This is a genomic window from Phormidesmis priestleyi ULC007, from assembly GCF_003003695.1.
In the GTDB taxonomy this organism is placed as follows: Bacteria; Cyanobacteriota; Cyanobacteriia; order Leptolyngbyales; family Leptolyngbyaceae; genus Phormidesmis_A; species Phormidesmis_A priestleyi_A.
The window spans coordinates 15160-37377 of the sequence record NZ_PVWG01000032.1 but is presented as its reverse complement, the minus strand read 5'-3'; the positions used below and the strand labels follow the sequence as shown (position 1 = coordinate 37377).

At 48.5% G+C, this 22218-nt stretch carries 14 protein-coding genes; 5 read left to right on the top strand and 9 right to left on the bottom strand.

Features of this window, described 5'->3' with window-relative positions; translation table 11 throughout:
• The first annotated feature begins 344 nt into the window (after window positions 1-344).
• The 3 genes from C7B65_RS19680 to C7B65_RS19670 all read left to right on the top strand — a co-directional run bounded on the left by C7B65_RS19680 (window position 345) and on the right by C7B65_RS19670 (window position 5720).
• Window positions 345-2297, top strand: a complete 1953-nt coding sequence (locus C7B65_RS19680) for a serine/threonine-protein kinase (RefSeq protein WP_181314450.1) — start codon at window positions 345-347, stop codon at window positions 2295-2297.
• A gap of 120 nt (window positions 2298-2417) precedes the next feature.
• Entirely contained in the window at window positions 2418-4112 is a 1695-nt protein-coding gene (locus tag C7B65_RS19675) for a hypothetical protein (RefSeq protein ID WP_073072828.1), read from the top strand.
• Between the two features lie 54 nt (window positions 4113-4166).
• A complete protein-coding gene (locus C7B65_RS19670; RefSeq protein ID WP_073072826.1) occupies window positions 4167-5720 on the top strand; it encodes an FHA domain-containing protein in 1554 nt (517 codons plus the stop codon).
• A gap of 58 nt (window positions 5721-5778) precedes the next feature.
• Here C7B65_RS19670 and C7B65_RS19665 read toward each other — a convergent pair whose 3' ends face one another.
• From C7B65_RS19665 to C7B65_RS19650, 4 genes are all read right to left on the bottom strand, one after another.
• On the bottom strand, window positions 5779-6819 hold the full coding sequence (locus C7B65_RS19665; RefSeq protein ID WP_073072825.1) for an ABC transporter permease: 1041 nt from the start codon (window positions 6817-6819) through the stop codon (window positions 5779-5781).
• The gene (locus C7B65_RS19660) at window positions 6816-8306 is read right to left on the bottom strand and encodes an ABC transporter ATP-binding protein (protein ID WP_073072823.1); all 1491 of its coding nucleotides are present in this window, start codon (window positions 8304-8306) and stop codon (window positions 6816-6818) included. The genes C7B65_RS19665 and C7B65_RS19660 overlap by 4 nt, the downstream gene beginning before the upstream one ends.
• A 383-nt stretch (window positions 8307-8689) precedes the next feature.
• Entirely contained in the window at window positions 8690-10033 is a 1344-nt protein-coding gene (locus tag C7B65_RS19655; protein WP_223257402.1) for a BMP family lipoprotein, read from the bottom strand.
• Window positions 10034-10036: 3 nt separating this feature from the next.
• Window positions 10037-12661, bottom strand: a complete 2625-nt coding sequence (locus C7B65_RS19650; protein WP_073072821.1) for a chloride channel protein — start codon at window positions 12659-12661, stop codon at window positions 10037-10039.
• 226 nt (window positions 12662-12887) lie between these two features.
• Here C7B65_RS19650 and cbiD point away from each other — a divergent pair, with 226 nt between their 5' ends.
• Window positions 12888-13988, top strand: a complete 1101-nt coding sequence (gene cbiD / locus C7B65_RS19645; RefSeq protein ID WP_073072820.1) for a cobalt-precorrin-5B (C(1))-methyltransferase CbiD — start codon at window positions 12888-12890, stop codon at window positions 13986-13988.
• A gap of 254 nt (window positions 13989-14242) precedes the next feature.
• Entirely contained in the window at window positions 14243-14620 is a 378-nt protein-coding gene (locus C7B65_RS19640) for a hypothetical protein (protein WP_073072818.1), read from the top strand.
• 59 nt (window positions 14621-14679) lie between these two features.
• Here C7B65_RS19640 and C7B65_RS29350 read toward each other — a convergent pair whose 3' ends face one another.
• The 5 genes from C7B65_RS29350 to C7B65_RS19620 all read right to left on the bottom strand — a co-directional run bounded on the left by C7B65_RS29350 (window position 14680) and on the right by C7B65_RS19620 (window position 22218).
• Complete coding sequence (locus tag C7B65_RS29350) at window positions 14680-14808, bottom strand: hypothetical protein (protein ID WP_262983544.1); 129 nt, start codon at window positions 14806-14808, stop codon at window positions 14680-14682.
• Window positions 14809-14916: 108 nt separating this feature from the next.
• Window positions 14917-17142: a hypothetical protein gene (locus C7B65_RS19635; RefSeq protein WP_073072816.1), complete on the bottom strand. Its 2226-nt coding sequence runs from the start codon at window positions 17140-17142 to the stop codon at window positions 14917-14919.
• Between the two features lie 18 nt (window positions 17143-17160).
• Complete coding sequence (locus C7B65_RS19630) at window positions 17161-18882, bottom strand: hypothetical protein (protein ID WP_073072815.1); 1722 nt, start codon at window positions 18880-18882, stop codon at window positions 17161-17163.
• A gap of 17 nt (window positions 18883-18899) precedes the next feature.
• Window positions 18900-19793, bottom strand: a complete 894-nt coding sequence (locus C7B65_RS19625; RefSeq protein ID WP_073072813.1) for a hypothetical protein — start codon at window positions 19791-19793, stop codon at window positions 18900-18902.
• 124 nt (window positions 19794-19917) lie between these two features.
• Window positions 19918-22218, bottom strand: coding sequence for a hypothetical protein (locus C7B65_RS19620; protein ID WP_143162066.1), 2301 nt, complete (start codon window positions 22216-22218; stop codon window positions 19918-19920).

Sequence of the window (22218 nt, the reverse complement as noted above, 5' to 3'; positions counted from 1 at the left end):
TTTAGTCATTTTTTGCAGAATGGGTAGTCAAGAATGATACTTGTCGTTATAATCTACACGAGCATCTAACCAGTATTGCAACTGAATTGTGAGTGGATCAGGGTTAAGCTGAGGTTCGTCTACCGCTTTGGCTTAATTTTTCACAGCATTTATAACCTGAGTAAGAAAATTCTACTGTCCCAACGAGCGGCAGCGAAGACAGTCAAGGCTGTGGTAAGTTTCGCAGGCCTTTAAGAACGTCCAACATTCACCTGTTCAGTCCTTCTGGACGATCGCGACGAGTTTTTTAATGAATTTCGCGGACACCAGCGATTTGAGCACGTCCGCGCTCAAAGGGTATGAGCATGATTGGGCAACTATTAACTGGACGCTACCTGATTTTAGAGAAGCTAGGAGCGGGAGGATTTAGCGAAACCTATCTGGCTCGTGATAAATATCTTCCTCGACATCCGCTGTGCGTCGTCAAGTGCCTCAAACTGCCCTTGCACAGCACGATTTCGCTAGAGACCGCACATCGCTTGTTTGAGACAGAAGCTCATCTGTTAGAGCAGTTTGGGCGACATCACCATCAAATTCCGACGCTCTTTGCTTATAGTCAAGAGCAAGATTCGACTTATCTGGTGCAAGAGTATATTGAGGGTGAAAATTTCAGCACCTGGCTGAGTCAGGGAAAACGCTTTACCCAAAAGGCGGCGATCGCCCTGCTGCTAGAAATGCTTCCTATTTTGAACTACATTCATTCGCATCGGGTGATTCATCGCGATATTACGCCGAGCAATTTAATTTGTCGTCGTCGAGACAGTAAGGTGGTTTTGATTGACTTTGGCGCAGCTTATTGCCTGCCAGAAACCGAGTCTAGTATGCAACCTGACACCGAGCTTCCGCTTGAAATTGGCACCCCTGGCTATATGCCTGACGAACAACGTCTGGGAATGGCTCAGACCAATAGTGATCTTTATGGGCTAGGAATTTTGGTGATTCACTTGCTGACGGGTGTTGATCCGCGACAGTTTAAGCAGGATTTGATTTCAGGAGAGCTAGATTGGCAACGCTATCTCCAACCGTCGTCTGTCTCATCAGAGCTGCTGGCAATTCTCAATCGAATGGTGCGAAGTCGGGTCGGCGATCGCTACCAGCAAGCATCAGAGGTTTTGACCGACCTTCAGGCATTGCCCGCAGCCCAACGTTTTAGGCAGAAAGGGACGAGTCAGCGCTCATGGGTGCAACAGATGGTTTTGCCTGCCAGCACAATGTTGTTAATCGGAGCGATCGCTTCGCAGGCTTTTAAAGGGACAATGGGAGGATGGTTTTCTGATTATGGTCAGCAAGCTAAATCTGCCCTTACTCAACTGGAACAGAGGTTTCTTCCCCAGTCTGATGGGCATTTAACAATGCTGCGAGAAATGTCGATTAAATCGGGGGTCGAGCGGGTGCTGATTGCCCCCAACAATCAAGTCATGGTGACTGCCGGAGCCGATCATGTCTTACGCCTGTGGTCGTTGCCCAGTGGGAGGCGCATCAAAACTCTGGTGGGATATAAAGCACCCGTGACGACGTTAGCCATTAGCCAAAACAGCAAATTGTTGGTCAGTGGTCGCGAAGATGGCACTCTCCAACTTTGGGATGCAGCTTCAGGAAAATTTCTTAAAACCTTTAAAGGACATCAAAAGTCTGTAACCGCGATCGCAATTAGTCCGGATCTACAAACATTGGTCAGTAGTAGTAGTAAAGATAGAACCTTGCGCCAATGGAATTTAAAAACTGGCGCACTGCTGCAAACTCTAAACCTCCCGCAAGCAGACGTGACTGCTATCACCTACGGCGCGACTTCTAACACTCTGATCACTGCCAGTCGCGGTTTCTGCAAAGCTGCACCTTGTGCTAATCGTCAGCTTCAAGTCTGGGATCTCCGCACTGGGAAGATTCATCGAACGTTTTCAGGGCATACCGACACGATCGTTGGCTTACAACTGGTCAATGATCACACGCTGATTAGCTTCGGCAAAGACCGAGGGCTGATGTGGGATCTCAACCGCGAAGCTTTAGTCCAGGTTTTGCCAGAGGCCTCTGCTAATCCTATTCTAATTTCCAGGTGCAATCGCAATATTATGACCGTTCATAGCAACGGCAGCATTCGCACTTGGATTCCTCAATCTGGAAATTTAGTGATGCGAGAGACAGGAACACTAGAGCATCCAGCGAATGTTGCATTTAGTCCAGATCATGACTATTTAGTGACTTGGAATGCAAATAAACGGGTGAGTTTTTGGCAAATCAATCACGAAGCGATTCATTAATCAATTTACTAACGGCTACTGTTTTCACGGGGTTGTTTATCGATAAATTTTGATCTGATTTTGCATTTTCGTCGTGTCTAACTGACGTGACGCTAACCGTTCCGAAAAGAGGTAACACCTATGCTGAATCAAGTTTCCGAGAAGACCATGCATCGCGTTCGCTGGTTACTCACCATTGGATGGCTATTGTTAATTGCGTCGCTTTTTTATGATCCCATCACCACCGCGTGGACTCAACCCAACAATCTAAGCAGTCCCTTTCACGTTAATCTTAGTCAGTGCGTCAAGGTTCGAGAGCGGTGTCTGCCCCAGTCAGCCTTTTCAATGAGTGCTTTGATCTGGTGGGCAATGGTGGTGCCCACTGGGATTTTTGTTCTATTGGTGCTTGGACATGAATTTTGGCGACGGATTTGTCCCCTCTCATTTTTGTCACAGATTCCGCGCGCGTTGGGAATTCAGCGACGGCGAAAGGTGGTCGATCGGGTCACGGGTGAAGTTCGGCGAGAAGTGGTGACGATCGGCGAAAACTCTTGGCTAGGACGCAATCATCTCTATGTTCAGTTTGGGCTATTTGTGCTGGGGTTAGGACTTCGCATTTTATATGTCAACTCCGATCGGTTTGCCTTGGGAATTTTTCTGATTGCAACGATTTTCTGTGCAATGCTGATCGGCTATCTATATGCAGGCAAAAGCTGGTGTCAATATTTTTGCCCGATGGCACCTGTGCAAATGGTTTATACGGGGCCGCGATCGCTGTTGGGCAGTCAAAATTATCTCAAACCCAGGGCAACGATTACTCAGTCAATGTGTCGTACCACCGACTCAAAAACGGGTCAAGAACAAAGCGCCTGTGTCGGATGTAAAGCGGCTTGCATCGACATTGATGCCGAAAAAACCTACTGGACAGATTTTACTAAACCAGGTCGGCGGCTCGTTCAATATGGGTATCTAGGCATGGTGATTGCTTTTTACCTATACTATTTTCTCTACGCAGGCAATTGGGATTATTATTTTACAGGTGCATGGACTCACGAACGAGATCAAGTTGCCAATGCATTCGACACAGGTTTTTATCTTTATAACCACGCCATTCCGATTCCAAAAGCGTTCGCAGTTTTCATCACGTTTGCGGTTTTGATTGCGATCACTCTAACATTAGGGCTGATATTAGAAAAACTGTGTCGCAAGGTGATTGTCCGAAAAGGTCGCGCGATCTCTCAAGAGCAAGCACAACATATTGTGTTCACGCTGTTTACCGTCACTTCTTTTTGGACATTCTTTTCTTATGGGGCCCGTCCTTCGTTAAATCGCTTGCCCGATTATCCATTGTTTGCCTTTAACGCACTCATTGTTTTGGTTGGCTCTCTGTGGCTCTATCGCACTTTTCGCCGCACCCGCACTCAATATGAGCGCGAAAACATGACCACTAGTTTGCGTAAACAACTGCAAAAGCTGTCGATCGAGCCAACGCTGCTAGAAGGACGATCGCTCGATGATCTTACGCCAGATGAAATTTACACGCTGGTAAAAGTTTTGCAGGGAGTCTCTCAACAATTGCGACTGCAAACCTATACAGGTGTTGTACTCGACTTGTTGCGGCAACAAACCACGAGTGCCTCTGGCAGTTTTGAATTTTGTCGGCAACTGAGACAAGATTTGCAGCTAACTGATGCCGATCACTTTTCGACGATCGAGACGATCGCTGCCACAAATTCAGAGATTCTGTCTGGCTCTCAACCGTCAACAGAAGCCTTTCACACGGCGGTAACTCTAGCAAGAACGATCGCAAAACCATCCAAAAAATCGAACGCTTAATGACAAGCGGTAAGAATTCATGCCAATCACTGATCACCCAGGAGGTTACTCACGATGTTGATTCTAAAGTCAGTCAACTTTGAGCAACGAGAATTTCAAAATCATCAGCTTCAAGCATCCCACCCCGGACAAACAGAGTGGGTGATTGGACGCAGCACCACCTGTGATTTAGTGCTGATGAGTCCAGAGGTGAGTCGAGTTCATGGGCGAATTGTCTATCTCGACCCGACTTACTATTTTGTTGATGTGGGCAGCGCATCGGGTTCACTACTCAATGGTGAGACCATTCCCATAGACGATCCGCATCCCCTTCAACCTGGTGACTTGCTTCAGCTTGGGCAAACATTTTTACACGTTGAAGCCTTGGTAGCTCCTTTGTCTGCGGCGGCTGAAACTGCGATCGATTCTAATATGCTACCGACTCAGATCTGGGCAGGAGAAGATTTGCTCTGTCGTTGTTGTCGCATTGTTGATGAAACTCCTGACGTAAAAACCTTTTGTTTTGTTGCAGAACCGCCCGTGTTGTTTTGCTATCAACCAGGGCAGTTTGTCAATTTAGAGATTGTGGTTGATAACAAGCCAGTCATCCGCTGCTACTCGATTTCTTCGTCTCCGACCCGCCCTTATCACTTGAGCGTCACTGTTAAGCGAGTGCCCAGCCCGCCTGATCAGCCAGAATTGTCCCCCGGTCTGGTCTCTAATTGGTTGCACGATCATCTTAAAGTCGGCGATCGCGTCAAGCTGATCGGCGGCGCGATGGGGAACTTTAGCTGTTTGCCCCAAGTGCCCTCTAAACTACTGTTGATCTCAGCCGGGAGCGGCATCACGCCCATGATGTCAATGGTGCGTTGGGTGCAAGACACGCTGACAGACTGCGACATTATCTTTCTTTATAGTGCTGCTTCGCCAGAAGATATTGTGTTTCGGGCAGAGTTAGAAGCGATCGCGGCTCAAATGCCAAATCTGCGTTTAGCAATCACCGTAACTCGACCGTCTCCCAAACACGCTTGGATGGGATTGACCGGACGCATTTCTGAATCGATGCTGCCCCTAATGGCACCCGATTTTCTGGAGCGATCGGTTTACGTGTGTGGTTCAGAAGGCTTTATGCAAACGACTCGCTCTTTGTTAGAAAAGCTGGAATTTCCCATGCAAAACTACCAAGAAGAAAGCTTTGGCGGCAAGTCGTCAAGCTCACCCGTTTCAGCCCGGTCTGCATCTGAGGAGGGGCAGCTCGATGCGACGTTGATCAAAACGCTTCCGTCTGAGTTTTTGAGTGCCAGCAATGGTAAAAACTCTCGTTCAGATCCGCTGCGCTCAGCTCAATCCGCTTCCCAAAACACGGCTTCTGTGATTCACTTCACCAAATCTGATCAACGGGTTTTGGCAGACGATGGTATGTCTATTTTAGAAGCAGCAGAACAAGAAGGCGTTCAACTGCGTCATGCTTGTCGAGTTGGCGCGTGTGGGGCGTGTAAGGTGAGCGTTCAGAAGGGAGAAGTTCGCTATCAGACTTCTCCAACCGCATTGACGATCGCGGATCAGAAAGCGGGTTATGTGCTGACGTGCGTTGCTTATCCGGTCGGTTCTCTAGAGATCGATGCTTAGGATTGTGGATTGAATGGTGTGTTACTGCAAGGATAGTGGACACGGCAGTGCCATGTCCCTACGAGGTGGGATTTTTGGGGGCTTGGCGGAGCGATTCGCTGACCCCTCTTCCCAACAACACAAACAAAACTAGCGTTCCTTGAATCACACCCGCGAGAGAAGATTCTAAATTCAAATCTAACGGCAACTGTAGACTGCCAATATTCAAAGCGCTAAAGAAAAATGCAACGGGAAGAATAAACCAAGCATTCAGCCCTACCAACATGGCGACTAATAGCGCGAGATAACCTAACCCACTAGAAATATTAGGAATCAGACGATGAAAAACCGCCAGCACTTGTAACGCTCCGGCAACACCAGCAAACCCACCACAGATCGCAAACGCACTCAGCAATTGACGAATTGAAGGAATGCCTAATGTATAGGAAGCGCGAAGATTCTGCCCAACGGCTCGTAGACGCAAACCAAAATAGGTGCCTTGCAAAGTAATTAGCGTGATGGCAACGGCAACGATCGCAATCAGCAACGCGATCGGGCTGGCATCAGTATCACCAAACGTCGGCAACCACAACGCTTCTGAAAACGGCTCAGTGCCGCTCATTGAGGCAACGCCTTCACGCTTCCAAGGGCCAAAAATTAAGTAGAGGGCTAACCCATCGGCGACAAAGTTAAGACCTAAGCCTGCAAAAATTTCGTTAATGCGGCCATAAACGTTGAGTGCACCCGTGAGTAACCCCCACAAAACGCCCCCAACACCGCCCATGAGAATTGCTAACAAAATCACCAACGCTGGAGAGAGCGCATTTTGAGTCAGTTGAATTGCAAACGTGGAAACGATCGCTCCAAACGCAATCTGTCCTTCAATGCCTAGATTATATAATCCTGCTGTGAATGTAAATAACAATCCACTCGCACACAGCAAAAGAGGCGCAAGAGTTGCGATTACTCTCGCAAATTGTCCCACTGTGCCAAAAGAACCCGACCACATCGCAGCGATCACTTCAATGGGAGACGCGCCCACCACTAAAATGATTGTTGTGATGAACAGTAACGCCAGCGCGATCGCAGCCAGTTGATAATAAAGAGTTTTTTGGGTCATGAAATTGCTAATGGCTCCATCGTATCGCTTAACCTGCCGCCGATTAGTTCTCCTAAGCGATCGACAGTGAGATCCGCAACAGCGATCGGGCGAGAGGCTTGACCGCCACTAAAAACAATGACGCGATCGCTATAGCGCATAATTTCATCTAAATCGGAGGACATAAACAAAATCGTCGTTCCGGTTTGACATCGAGCAATCAATTGTTGCCACACCCACAACACTGATTCGATATCTAAACCACGAGTTGGATGCTCCATTAACAACAGATTTAATGGCACTGGCAGCAATGCTAATTGAGTGCGCTGTTGATTGCCGCCCGATAATCGTTCTACAGGTGTGTTGGGCTTACCGCGAATGTTGAAGATCGCGATCGCCTGCACCGTCTGCTTTAAAGTTTCTTTCCAATCGACAAAAAAACTTCGAGCAGGAGTCCGTAGGGCAACGTGTTCGTGAATTGACAATCCGCTTACCAATCCCTCCTTTAAACGATCAGCGGGTAGATATCCAATCCCACGATCGAGATATTCCTGGTAGGGTTTGTGCGTCATCTCCATACCATTGATCACCATCTGACCTGAAGCAGAGTGCAGCAACCCCGCGCAGAGTAATAGCAATAATTCTTGTCCGCTGCCTTCGAGTCCAGCGAGTCCGATAACTTCGCCTTTATAGACGGTAAGATCGCCGAGGTGAAGAGACAGTCGATCGGTGTCAACGCGAATCTTTTCGAGTTGCAGTGCCGCTTCGGATTGGCGAGTTTGGGGCTTGAGTGGGAGGGCTAATTCGCGACCAAACATCATCTCGATCAGCACCGCATCAGGGCAAGGAATCTCAGCCCGACCTATGACTTTACCGTGACGAAGAACAGTGACGCGATCGCATAATTCTTCGACATCTTCGAGTTTATGGGAGACAAAAATAATTGATTTGCCCTGGGCTGCTAGTTGCTTAACTGCTTCAAACAGGGCAGTCTTTTGAGAAGCAGAAATTCCGGTTGTGGGTTCGTCTAAAATCAGGGTGCTGACACCTAGCGACAATAAGCGCAGAAGTTCTAACTGCTGACGTTCGCCAACCGTGAGATTGTTGACGGTTTCGTAGCCGTTGAGATTGAAATTAAAATGAGCCGCTAACTGCTGTAATTGACGGAGCGATCGCCCCCGATCAATAAATCCTGTCCCAGTTTTGCCTACCATAAAATTGTCTAACACCGACAATGGCGGAAAGTCTAGCGGATCTTGGTGCAGCATTCCGATGCCAGCAGCGATCGCGTTAGCAGGCGTTTTAATTTCAACCGATTTTTCGTCTAGCAAGACTGCTCCAGAATCTCGGCTGATAAACCCACTCAGCACTTTAACGAGTGTGCTTTTTCCGGCTCCATTTTCGCCTAACAATCCATGAATTGTGCCTGCTTCAACGAGCAACGAAACCTGATCATTTGCTTGAACACTGCCAAACCGTTTTGAAATATTCTGAAGTTCGACTCTCATCAGTTGTCATCTATGATTGGCTTGGGCTCGTATAGCAATCCTAAGTGAACGTCAGTTCGACGAGTTTTTTCGCTTCGTTATCAGCGGCTTCTGCCCCCTAAATCCCCCATTCTGAGGGACTTTGAAACCGGAATTTTGGCTTGAAGTCCCCCAACTTTGGGGGATTTAGGGGGCTTCCCGAATTCACACTGCCTTCGGCTCAACAAAGCTGTTCGGAGCGAACTATTTCTGTCGAACTGACGTTAAGTGAATTGTGGGATGGGCATCTTGCCCGTACATGCTGGAAGCCTGTCCCACTCTTACAACTGAAATAGAATTGCTATAGATTAAAATATTGGTTACTTGCAATCCTAATGGGCACGGCGGTGCCATGCCCCTACGTCTTATTTGCTTGATCCTTCCATTCCTGCTAACAATTGTGGCAAATACCAAATTTGTTGATCGGTTGCGGTTTCTCCTGCTTTTAAGAACGGCGTTCCGTCTTGGAAGTTTAACGGGCCTTTAAAGGGATTAATGCTGCCATCTCCTAAGCCTTTGATAAACTCATCCAAAAACTTTTTATTATCGCCCAGTGCGGTTCCAGGATTGAAACCAACCATTGACGTTTCAGGATTGTTGATATCTTTCCAATCGGGTGCAAGCCAGGTAAACTCGCTGGTATAGTTGCCCGCGATCGCTTTTTTAATCGAGTTCGCATAAGGAAACGACCAGTTGTAATAAGGCACTCCCAGACAAATATCAGGTGCCAGATTGCAGCCAGAGGCTAAGTCATAGTGAACAAATTTGACTTTTTTTCCAGCTTCCGCCGCTTTTTTGCCCTGCACGGCGGCTTCGGGTGTGTCAATCCCCGACATAACGACATCATAGCCACCGTTATAATAGTCATCTGCGACTTTGGTCGGGTCTAAAGTCTTACCGGGAATGTTGAACCAAAACCCAATCCAAGTGACTTTGAAGTTGAGGTTTTCTGCCTTTTTTTTGCGGTAGGTCTCCCAACAATATTTTGCCCCCAGGTAGGCAGATGACGAATAGCGGCGCGTTTCATCGTTAATTAGGGGGCCGAGATAGCCGATTTTTCCGGTTTCGGTTCCCAAGGCGGCAGCACAGCCCGCGATCATTTTGCCATACTCCATCCGCCCCATGATGTTGCCCAGGTTTGGCTGATTTTTGAAGTTTTTCCCTTCCTTCCAGGCATAGTCACCAGAGGCGTGAATCACTGTCACATCGGGGTGTTTTTTTGCGGTTGCCAGCGCATCATCTTTAAAATCGTCAGAGTTAAAAATCACAAACTTGGCACCTTTGCTGATCAGATCATCGGCAACTTGAGAGCCTTTAACATTGGGACGATCGGCAACGTTGACTTTATCGACATACTCCAACTTTGTGCCGGGAATGGTCTTTAAAGCAGTCTGAATGCCTTCAAATTGTGCCTGATTCCAGCCGCCGTCTTGTTTGGGCCCGACTAGCACCATGCCAACCGTAAAGTCTTTCCCGGCGGCGGGCGATTCTGGAGATGCCCCTGTGGGTGAAGTGGGTGAATTAGCACTGGGGCTGCCGCATGATCCTAGCAGCGCTCCGAAAACCGCAATCAGGCTTAAGGATTTTAGAGTGGAGTGATTGATCGTCTTAACTAGCAAACCATTCAATCTCATAGGGGGCGCTTTAAACACAAACTTAGTTCCACTTAACGCGATCGCTCTGGTCGAGAATGTATCAAAGCGAACCACTTTTTATTTGATCGCGCCTCGCACCAAAATTACCGTACAGTCACACTGCCGTGCAATCTCTTCTGGAATATTCCCTTTGATCACCTGTTGCAGCAGTCCCTCTCGCGTTGCGCCAAGCACAATCACATCACACTGATCTTTTTGAGCCAGATCCACCACGGCTTCAGACACCGAGTTGGCACAAACCGATCGCAACACCACGGGGCACCGCAGACGATTACTCAAAAACACCATCGCATCCTTTAAGGCTTCGATATCAGTTCGCGATCGCTCAGGCTGATGCACCTGACACAAAAATACTTCTGGCTGTTTTGTTAAACGCGCAAAAGCAGGCAAAAGCTGAATTGCCTTACGAGAATTGGGTCCGCCTGCGGTGGGGATCAGCCAGCGATCGAGCTTAGGATGTGCAGGCGCTGAGTTGGGATTTTTGATCAACACCACATCACAACTCGCTTGCCGGATGATGGTATCGACTACACTGCCAAACACTCGCCCCGGTGTCACCGTACTGCCCTTCCAGCCCATGAGCAGCAGGTCAATGTGGCGGTCTTTAACCGCTTCTAAAATGGCGTGAGCCACATCGTGAGTCACTCGCACCTGAGTATGCACAGGAATTTGCCACTCTTCGCCCAATCGAGCGGCGCGTTTTAAAAGACGACGGCTGATCGTAGTCGAAACTGGCGTTTCAGCCGGATCTTGGTGTCGAGCGATCGGAATCACTTGTAGACATTCCAACTCATAGTGACGCTCACGGGCGATCGCGGCTGCCATTTGCAGCAGAGACTCGGCGGTTTGAGGGTTAGAAATCGGCACGAGCAACCGTCCTTTTCCGACCGCAGGCGCACGGGTTTGATAAACCACATAAGACGGATCTGGTTGTATACCCACTTGCTTAACTTCACCACTGAGCTGATCTGACTCAGCGCGAATAATGTCAGCGCGGGTGATAATGCCCAGCAATTTACGCCGTTCGAGCACGGGTAGACGACTGACTTTAAATCGGTTGAGCAGATAGAGAACCTGAGAGAGCGGAGCCGTCGGGCTAACCGTGACTGGATTGGGAGTCATAATCAGATTTAGAAATAAATCTCCCGCCAGATCGCGCTCGTGAATTCTCGTTAAATCGCTTTGGGTGACAATGCCAACTAACTTGCCATCATCGACTACTGGAAAGCCGCGATGGTGCGATCGTGAAAATGCCTGAATCGCTTCATCTAATCTCATCTGACTTGAAACAGTTTCGACATGACGCTGCATAATATCGGCAGCAGTTAACCCCGCGAGACGGGTATCGATCGCCGTTTCTGGCTTGAGGTGAATGCCATTCGATGCCAACAAATGTTTATAAATTGATCCACCGTAGATGCTTTCAGCGACCAGATAGGCGGTCACTGAGCCGATCATCAAAGGCAACACCAGATTAAAGTTAGTGGTCATCTCAAAGACAATGACGATCGCCGTAATCGGGCCTCTGGTGACTGCACTAAAAAAGGCTCCCATGCCTGCCAGGGCTGAGGTGGTAATCAGTCCTTCACCAAACTCAACGCCTAACGGAATGCCCATTAACTGCAAATGCTGGGCGGCTGTGCTGACGAGATAGCCCAGCGCAGACCCCAAAATCAGTGAGGGTGCAAACAATCCTCCGGGGGCACCTGACCCAGACGCGATCAAAGTCAGAATGAATTTGGTGACAAAAATGAGCGCGGTGATTTTCCAGCCCAGCGCACTGGTGAGCCAAACCTCTTGCAGACTTGCGGTGTCGCGCAAAACCGCCGGGAGAAAGGCGACTGCCAACCCTGATATCAATCCTGCAAAGCCGATTCGCCAGGGTAAGCCGACCTTTAAAGAGCGACGATTAAACGCCAGGCTCAAGAGTACGCCTCGATTAAATAGGGCACCGAACAATCCCGCTAAAATTCCTAGTGCGATAAATAAAGGAATCTCAGCGATCGAGAAGCTCGTATACAGTCCCGTCATATTCACGTTGAGTCCGCCACCGCCTAAAAGCCGAGACACGACGGCACCTATAAAGGATGCGAGGATGGCGGTTCCCAAAGTTAGCCCCGACACGTCTTGCAAGAGCTCTTCGACAACAAACAAGACTCCAGCAATCGGGGCATTAAACCCGGCAGCAAGCCCGGCGGCAGCACCCGCAGCGATAAGCTGGCGGCGGTGTTCTGGCGACGTGGGCACCCAAGCGCTGAGTTGAGCGGCGATCGCGGCTCCGATTTGCACAGTCGGGCCTTGCCGTCCCAATGTCAGGCCCGATCCCAGGGAGAGCAGTGTGCTGAAAAGTTTGACGATCGCCACTCGTGCATTCAGCGCGATCGAGACGTGCCCCAGCGCTGCTTTCACTTGCGGAATGCCGCTTCCGGTCGCTTCGGGGGCGGCTCGTTCAATTAGCAACCCTGCCAAAAATCCTCCCACCAATCCCACAATGGGCAACACGACCCAGACCGGATATTGATGGGCCAGATCTAAGCGCCAACCTGCGATCGCGGCGGCTCCTTGCTTCAGAGAGACGGCAGCTAAACCAGAAATTAAACCAATTAAACACGCCTCAAAGATGGCGAGTTGATTAGGCTGGAGCAATCGAGGCAGACGCTTGAGAAAGGCAGTTTGCCACATAAAAATCAGGGTTGGCAGAGCGAGTAGAGACTATCATTATCTTGCCCAATCGTGGCATTAGACGACTTACGATCGCTTCGTCATGAGCGATCGCCATCAGAGTTATGCTATAGCAATCCTAAGTGAATGGTGGAATGGGCATCTTGCCCGTCCAGGCTAGAAGCTTGTCCCACGCTTACAACTGAACTAGGATTGCTATATTTGTGCACAAGCTGCTCGATTTGGAATGGCTCGAACTGGCTATACTCTACCCGTTTTTGCAGTTGCGTCAGCAAAGGCGGCATTAATTTGTTTGCTAGATCGGTCAAATCAGGACGATCGATTGAGTCCGATCGCGATCGATATTCTGCCTGGAAGCGCTGACATTCCGATCCAACAAGTTGCCCCGTTAGATGAGACTAGTGCCCTAGCTGTCACACTAAGCGAACCGGGCGACAATCTTGATTTGACTCGCAATACGCCGATTTGGGCATGGGTGAAATTGTCACAGCGCCAGTCTCACCCATTAGTTTTAGAAGCAGGTGAAGGACTTGGACGCACCACCACAGGCGAAGCCGCGATTTATCGCTATGCTCGGCAATTATTTGATGCCAATCTGCTACCGCTGATTCCTGCCGATCGCACACTCACTGTACGGATTATTTTGCCTGAAGGTCGTCAACTGGCTCGACGCACTTCTAACGAAGCGTTTGGCATTTTAGAAGGCTTATCGCTGTTGGGAACGAGCGGCATCTCTAAGCCACTATCAGCCGCCGATCATCTCGAAGAATTTCGGGCGATCTTGCAGCAGAAAGTCGGTGAGTCACCTAATTTGGTGTTTTGCATTGGCAGCAATGGTCAGCAAGTTGCTCAACGTTTAAACATTCCCGATCGGGCGATCGTGCCGACCGGAAACTGGCTCGGTGCGATGCTTGTCGAAGCTGGGTTACACCAAGCACAATCGGTTTTGCTGTTGGGATATCAAGGCAAATTAGTCAAGTTAGCGGGCGGAATTTTTAACACCTCTAGTCACTTGGCAGACGCAAAACTAGAAATTATTAGCGCTGCTGTCATCCGATCGGGCGGGAGTTTAGCGGCGGCCGAAGTGGTTCTCAATGCGAAGACTGCTGATGAGGCTCATCAGCAACTAAGCAAACTGGGGTTAACTAACTCAGTGTTTTCTTACTTAGCAGAATTAATTAGCCAGAAAGCAACGCAGTATGTCAAAAAATATGCAGATGCTTCGCTGAAAGTGGGCACGTTTTTGTTCGATCGCAAGGGACAACAAGTGAGTCAAGACACGATCGCTCAAGAATTGATTGACGCGATCGTGATTCCTCGTCCTTAGAAATTCTGGCATTGTGGGTAGGGGCAATCCCCCCGTGGTTGCCCTCCGTCAGGGGTAGGCACGGAGGCGCTATCCCTACAGCCATTTCATCCTCTTCTACAATGCTGAATTTCTCTACAAACATCGTTCTGTGGGTAGAAAGCTAACTCTCGAATCTACTCCAAATGTGGGCTGAGTCGTCTCACTTACGGAGGAAGAAAAAAGTCTTTGGCTAGATTAATGTTCTATCTGGATAGATTTTAAGGAGATTTCAAATGAATCGCATTACACAATGGTTTCGCACAGTTAGATTTCGTTCGATCGTTACCCTTGCTTTGGCGGTGTTAACATTCTTGTCAATTCCTGCGTTTTATTCAAGTCAACTGTCAGCACAAGCAGGCTCTATGATGGGTAAGACTTCTGATAAAGGCATGGTTCAAAAGGTTCAGCAAGATGCTGAAGATTTAGGTGATAGCCCCGATCGTCCGATTGGTCAAACGGGGCTGAAGAATATTAAAAATCTGGGAGAAAACATTAAAGAAACCGTCGATCTTAACGTTAGACAAAAGGGTGCAATCTACAACCCCAAAGAGTCGGACAAACTAGGAGCGCTCAAAGAAGCTCAAGAGGAAAGCGAGAGAGCCGCGAAATAGGGCATCGTGTAGGGACGTTTCATGAAGCGTCCCTACAAGCCATCAGTTTAGCCCCAATTCTAAACGGGCACTTTTATAAACAGCGTGGTGTCAGCGGTTTGGGCACTTACACCGGGTACAACTTCACCGCGCAAATTGTAGCCCGTCACTTTATAAGTGTAGGTAAACGCTCCGCTATCAGGCTGCACTAGTGAGACAATTCGTTCGGCGGCTTGACTGGGCGTGAAGATTGTAGACTCTCGATCGCCCTCTTCTCCCGTTCCAATTAAATCGACTTTGATAGCGGCGAGTCATGCTTAAGTCATGTCTTGACCGAGCAATTTAACTTTGATTCGATGCGTAGTTCCTGCTCCATCAGAGATCAGCACAACTGGATTATCAGTGACGATCGGTTCGGATTGATAAACCGATCTATCTAATCGAACAACAGTGACTTCGTAAGTGTAGTTTTCAGGATTTTCGGCGAGGGTAGGAATGTCGAGCGATCGCCGCTTCATCGTGTCGGGCGTGTCGGGTGAGAACAACTCTCGGAAGCGGCGAGTATAACCTGTTGTTGGCTCGTGATAGGTCAACTCTACAACGGCTTCAACTAGGTTGTTGGGATCGAGAAGCGGCACAAATCGAGTATTCAATTTACCTCTAAACGGTTCGTTGACGACCAAAACTGGGTCTTGTGAAGTCTGCCAATCAGTGGTGACTTGCAGGTTATCTTGCAGAAAATAAGTCACGCGATATTGATAAGTCCGCAAGTTGGGATCTGAGAGGCGTAACTTCCAATGTTTACTGGCATCTCCCGGTTTGAGAATAAATGTTTTCACCGTCTTGAAATCATTCGCAGCATCGTCATAAATCAATTCCAGTTGGGCTTGACTAATCTGTCCGCTATCGAGTTCACCGAAGGCAATTTCTAAATCAAACAGTCCGATTTCGCTGAGAGGATCGATCGTCAATTGTCGCGATCGAGTCGAGATCCAGTCAGACTGATAATGGGCTTCTTTGCCGACCCAAGGCGCATCAGGCTTAAAGTGAATGTCTAACTGATAGCGATAATCGAGACTTTTTTTGTCATTCAGCCAAGTGGTGAACGTCTTAGGTGTGAGATTATCGGGACGAAACACGACACCATCAACGTGCATCGGGTCTTGATTGGGCTTGCGCTTGTCAGGATATTCGAGATTGACAGCGATCGCGTTGATGCCAGATGCGTTTAAGTCACCGCCGATCGAAACCGTTGCCACTAATCGCTTAAAGAAATCGTCGTCTAAATTGATTTCTTTGATAGCGCGATCGAGGTTGAGTCCTTCGACGATCGTCGAGAATAATCCCTGTGGTGCGGCTTGTCTGGCAACGGCTGCCTGCATTGCATATTCAAAGGTGCGCGTCTTCAATTCCTCCTGGTGACAATATTTCAGCGAGAATCCGACTTGAAAGGGCGAGAGAGAATTTGCGCCTCCTCGATTTGCGCCTCCCGTTCCCCCTGTTGTCCCTGGATTGGTTCCAGCAAACGTACTTTGAGCACCTTCTTGCATGGTGGTTGCACCCGGCGCGGCATTGCTCGGCTGAGTCGTTGGAGTGCCCATCACAGGCTGACATGACCCGGTTTGCGTCTGTCCTAGCTGACCTAAAAAGCCTTGTAGCTGTCCGAGTAAGCCACCGCCCGATGATTGAGTCATAAAACTCGGCGGCTGAAGGGCAGTTTTAAAGAAATCTTTGAGCAACTCAGTCTTAAACCAATTAAACGCTTCATCGGCTTGTTTTTTAATGTCAGCGTCATCCGTGAAGTTAATCACTTCAACTTTAACTGCGCCATCGTCTCGAAGCTTTTGGAACGCGATATCGATTTCTGCGGCAAGAGAAACGACTTGAATTTGTCCACGAGCCGCTAATGAGATTTCTAAGTGATCGTAAATGCGTTTATATTCAGCCGTGATTCGCACGTTAAATGCAGGTCGAAGTCCTAAATACTCAAGATCGTAAATCACCCCGATCGGACTAATGCCTGCTTTTAACGCCTCTTCAAATAGAGTTGCAGCTTCTTGACCTAACACAACTGAGAACGTGGCGCGATTGTCTCCGATTAAAGAAGGTTTTGTTGTTCCATACACTTCTTCAAAGAATTTGAATCCTTTAGGCTCGTCTGCGGCGGCATTCGGAGCATCGGCAGCATCTTTGCTAATCGACAATCGCACCGATCCTTTGCGAAACTGAACCGGAGCTAACTTAACGTCTCCATCGGCAAATCGGGATAATTCTTGTTTGACTTCGTTAAGCTGATCCTCATCAACACCTAAGTCAACTGTGAAGGCTAAAAATCCTCCGCCTAGCGATTCTTTTGTCTCTGGATCGAAGTTGGGATTGTCGGTGATATCGCGTTTGTATTTGAGATAAACAAATTCTGGAACTCCATCATTTCGCGCCAATCGAGGACGCTCTGACACGTAATAAAACAGACTTTGATCCTGGTGATCGCGATAAATCACCAACCCTTTGATCAGTCCGATCGGGGAATCGAGATATAGCATGGCAATTTTTCCTGTGATTTAAAGAATGGCGACATCGGGAACCCAATAGCCTTTGATCCAGGTCAGCAGGTCTGACTCAGCGATCGACTCTAAAGCGGCTGACGGATCGTCATAGCGACGGGGCGGATTGGTGGCAGTGGTGCCGATCGCCGCCGGGGGGTGAGAGCCAGGATACTGAGGATTTTTGAAGAAGATTCGCCCGTTGTCACGACGCACGGCTAAGACAGCATGACCAAAGTTGTAAGGCTGACTCCAAAACATGGCCAAAATCATCTGCTGTTGCTTGGCAGGAAGAGTGCTGAGAAAATCGGTGTGAATTCCCGGTTGAGCGGCTTGCTCGTCAGCTTGAGACGTGAGCGGAATGTAGTGTTTGGTGAAATTGACGTTAAAAATTCCGTCTAGAGCGCGTTTGGTTTCATCTGCCGCTAATCCGTGATTCACGCTGGCTTGAAACACGGTGTTAATGCCATTTGCCGCATTTGCTGCCGCACTCGGATCGTAAGCCGGAAACGCGCCTCCTCTGGCGTATTTCAAAATCGTGGATTGAAACGCCAATTCTGCATAAGTGCGAACGATAAACGGCTGACCCGCAGGATTAGGATAGCGGAACAGTTGAAAGATTCCGGGTGGAATAGAGATGCTGGAACCGTTTGCTAGTTGGGTCGCGCCTGTAGGGCTGAGTAAGCCCAGTTGTAGCCGCACATATTCAGACGGATTCACTGTAATCAACAACGTCTGAATCGAGGTCGGTGAACACGTATTGGCTGAACCCTGATTAATCTGTCCATTAGGATCAAGGATTTCGGTAATCACATTATCCAGCAATTGTTCTTTGCTCGTTAGCGTGACAAAATCTGGATGCGGATTGATATCCAGTAGTGATAATAAATTTTCAACCAGCGTTTTGCCGCCTCTCAAATCCTGTTTCAGAATAATCGTCGTAGTGATGTTGCTCCCAATCGCCGTTTGTCGATCGAGCAGTTGCGCCAACCGAGGTCGCGCCGTTGCGCCTGCAAATAGCCAGAGTTTGAGAATCTTTCCACGAATGTTAACATCCGCGATCGATTGGAAATTAGGATGCGCGAAGATTGCGGCGAGCGATCCGCGATTAGGATCATTGAGCGGCAGCGCTTTCCAAAACATTAGCAGCACTGATTTCCACAAGTTGGGAAACAGCGCAATACCGCCCATCGCCTCAACTGCTGCCATATCGGGCACAACCTGGGCAACTGCATCGCCGCTGATCGTCAAAATCGAGATCCGAGACTGAAGCCACGTCGGAACGCTAGAGAGATTTTGCAGCGTGGCATCGGTGGGATACAACACTGCCTGACTGCCACCTGGAGGCGTGACTCGCACTCGATAATAAATGCTGCGAACAAACGTGGTTGTTGAAGGCGATCGCAGCGTCTTAAACGTTTCTTCGACATAAGCATCCCACAAGTTTTGGGGCATCACCCAAGTAGCGCGTCCACCTGTGAGTTGAATGCGTTGAGCCGGGACATTTAGCGTCATGGTCGCACCGTTATCTTTGATCAACGTGGCGTTAAAATTAATGTTCGTGCTGTAATAGCGCAGCGCTTCAGAGGCGGGATAGGAAGCGGGAGCCATGAGCGCGGCAGGATCCCAAGCGAGTTCGATCACTGCGTCGCCATTTTCGTCAGACGTGACTTCTAAAACGGGCGGTTCGCCTCCTCCGGGTAAACTGCCTAAAAACGATCGGATACGTGCCCAAGTCATAAAATTATCTCCTGTGATTAAAGGGTCGGAACGGATAGATAAAACTCCAAATCGATCGCGCGATCGCCGCATAATTCGACTTCAACGGCGCGCCCGATGCGAGTAGAGTGGTTAAAACGGGCAGAGTCGAGCAGTTTGTAGAGCGCCTCACCAAAACGGCTGTCTCCGCCCATCTGACCTACGATCGCTGCCATGCGCTGATGTTTGCGAGACGCTTCGGGAAATCTTGCCCATAGAGTTGTGCCGAGTTTGAGATGAGGATCTGATGCGTCTAGATTGCAAGAGAGGCTCCAAGGCCCTGAGCGGGGCAGAATCGATCGTCCGAAGAGGTCTTGCAGAAGCTGAATTGCATCGAGTGAGGCGGCGCACTGGCAGGCAGCGATCGCCTCGGCGGGTGAGGTGGCTCGATCGAGTTGCCAAGTCACCCAATGAGAATCTGAGGAATTTGATTCATAGCTGGTTTGAAAAATTCGTCCTTTGAGACCCAAAATGGCGTGATAGTGATGAAATTGAGCGAGACGATCGGCAGATTTAGCAAACGCTAATGTGTGTTCCCAGGCGGCGGTTTGATTACGAAAAAAGGTATCGGTAATTGAATGAGCCGTCATGCCATTGGGCAAATAGTGAGTTCCGATCCAGCGAGGGAAATTGGAGTCAGGGGTTGCAGTTGGGGATTGACGAAAGACTCGTAAACTTCGCTGCTGAGTGGCTTTGACGGATAGCAATAATGGATTTCCAGCATCAATGCAGGTACGTTGTGATAAGTGATTGATTTGCGTTGTGTCCAGCGTTGTGATCACCGATCGCGCACGAGATCCTAATCCTGCTAAGAGTGCTGCACGGAAGAGTAAATCGAGTGGCTCGATCGCACCATTCATTTCTGGGGTCGATAGTGTTAATAAACTGACCATTGTTACCAATTCCGACATTGCTGAATAGAGGAACAATTTGGGTAGGGACAATCCCCCCGTGGTTGCCCGCCGTCAGGGGTAGGCACGGGGGCGCTACCCCTACAGCCATTTCTCAATGTGCCTTCTACTTAGGTGGAATCGAGGAAATCACGAGAAACGTGTCTCTCGAAGAAATCGGGCCTACCTTGCGTTCAAAGCCTGTTTTCATCACGTAAATCACCTCATATTGGTAATCTCGTAAGTTCGCTTTCTTTAACGGCACACGCCACACTTCGCCCTTCCCAGGCTGTGTAAATTGCATTTGTGTTTCCGTTGTATAGTTATTCCCTGAATCTTTGTATTTAAGATTCAGTTTGATCATCTCCAGTCCTCTACTAGACAGAGGAATTCCGATTAATTCCGGTTGCACTTCCATCAACTGAGTATAAATTACGCCAACAGGTAGCGTTGTTTTTTCTTCCTGAATCCATCCTGTCTGCGTCATATTCCCATCAGTATCAATGAGCGTTTGGTTATACGAATAGCGTCGCTTATGAGGGTCAACGAGTGGAATTTTCCATTCATTTACCTTATTGAGATTCGTTGAATCTAGGATGATAGATCCACTCTCAAACACATCATTTTCGGGATCTTCGTATTTGAAATCTACGAGTAAGTTAGCGATTTTGCTACGATCGCCACCCACCAATAGCCGCACCGCCAACATCGTCGGCAACGGATCTTGCACCAAAATCATATCGCTGGCAGTTGTTTGCCAGGTGGTGTCGATTTTTTCACCATTCGATCGCAGATAGGTAAACCGATAATTCACGTCAGCCAGTGCATCACGACTGATTCGTAAGGCCAGCGGAAGCCGCAAACTTTGCTGATCCAACAGGGCAGAATCTTCGTAAACCCAGTTTGTTTTGGGATCTTTATATTGCAGATGCACATGAACTTGAGCGTAGCGATCGAAGGGAAAATTCCGTGTCAACACTGCCTCGACTTGACGTAACTGATACAAATCTGAGGGCGTAATCACCACGAGATTTCCTTCGTGATCTTGCCAACTGCTCGACAGCGATTTCTGTGCCCCTGGAATGCTCCCTGGCGCAAAAAATACCGTGTAGCGATAGCGAAATTGATGCCCCACTTCGGGATTAAACCAGGCGGCTTTCTTAACTCGATTGTTGGTTTTATCGAGCAAAAATGACCACGTTGCAGGCAAATTCTCAGGATGGTTTGCGAGAGGCAATCCGTAATAAACATCGACTGCGATCGCGCTAATACCTTCGCTGGTGAAATCGGTGTTGACTGAGATATCAAACTCGACTTCATCCCATAAAGCATCTTTGCCGTTTACAACCGTGACGACTTGATCACGAGTCAGGTTGTAGTCTTCAAAAAATAGGCTGAGATGCGCTTGAGGCGAGATTCTGCGCTCTACCGCACGAGTCACCGTGTAATCGACCTCGATCGTGCGAATCTCGCTAATATCAAGTTCTTTGCGGCTATAGCCAACCTGTGGCAAGCTTAAACGTCCGAGATCTCGCAGCGTATCTATAACTTGATCGGCAGTGGAGTTTTCATCAGGCTTATTCGGATTCACCGCTGACTTAAAGAACTTATCTAAAACCAATTGCTGAAGTTCTTTTCTGACGTTGTTAAATTCGCTTTCCATGCCTTCATCGCCAACTCCTTCTAGCGATGCAGTAATTTTGACGATCTTTTTCTCTTCCAATTCACTGATGATTTTATCGGTTTCGATCGAGAAGAAGATCAGATCGGCTGAAAACTGTTCACGAATGTAATGATAAACCTGTTCCCAGTCTGCTTCGACGTGAACATTAAAGGCGCGCTGCATTCCTACATAGGTGAGGTCATAAATTACCCCAGCAGGCATGAATCCTTCAAAGGCACCAAACAGCAGAGAGGTCGCTTCTTTGGTCAGCATGGCGCTAAAAATCGCCCGATTTTCACCATACAGAGACGGCACACCACTCGCCTCTAGAAAGGGAACCCAGCGTTCTTTTTTGGGTTCATCTTCATCCTTTGGTTTGTCTTTGTCGGGATCATCACTCGGCACTTCAGAAGTACGATCGAGAAACATTACCCGCACCGTTCCCCCTTTATAGAGCAATGGAGATAAGCGAGGCGGTTGATCGAGTTTACGATCGTCCTGAATCTTCTGTGCTACCTTTCTGAGTTTTGATTCTGACCAAGCAAGGCTGGTGTCAAATACCAGAAACCCTGCGGCGTGGTCTTCACCGGGTTCAATTTCGTCGAGGTCTGCTTTAAAGGCAATAAATCGGATTGCGGGTCGTCCTTTTTCATCAACAGCGAGATGAGGACGATCGGGATAATAATAAAACTGATAAGGGTCTTGATAATCTCCGACAACGGGAACCCCTTCATACATATAAAAGGGCGGATTGAGATATAACAT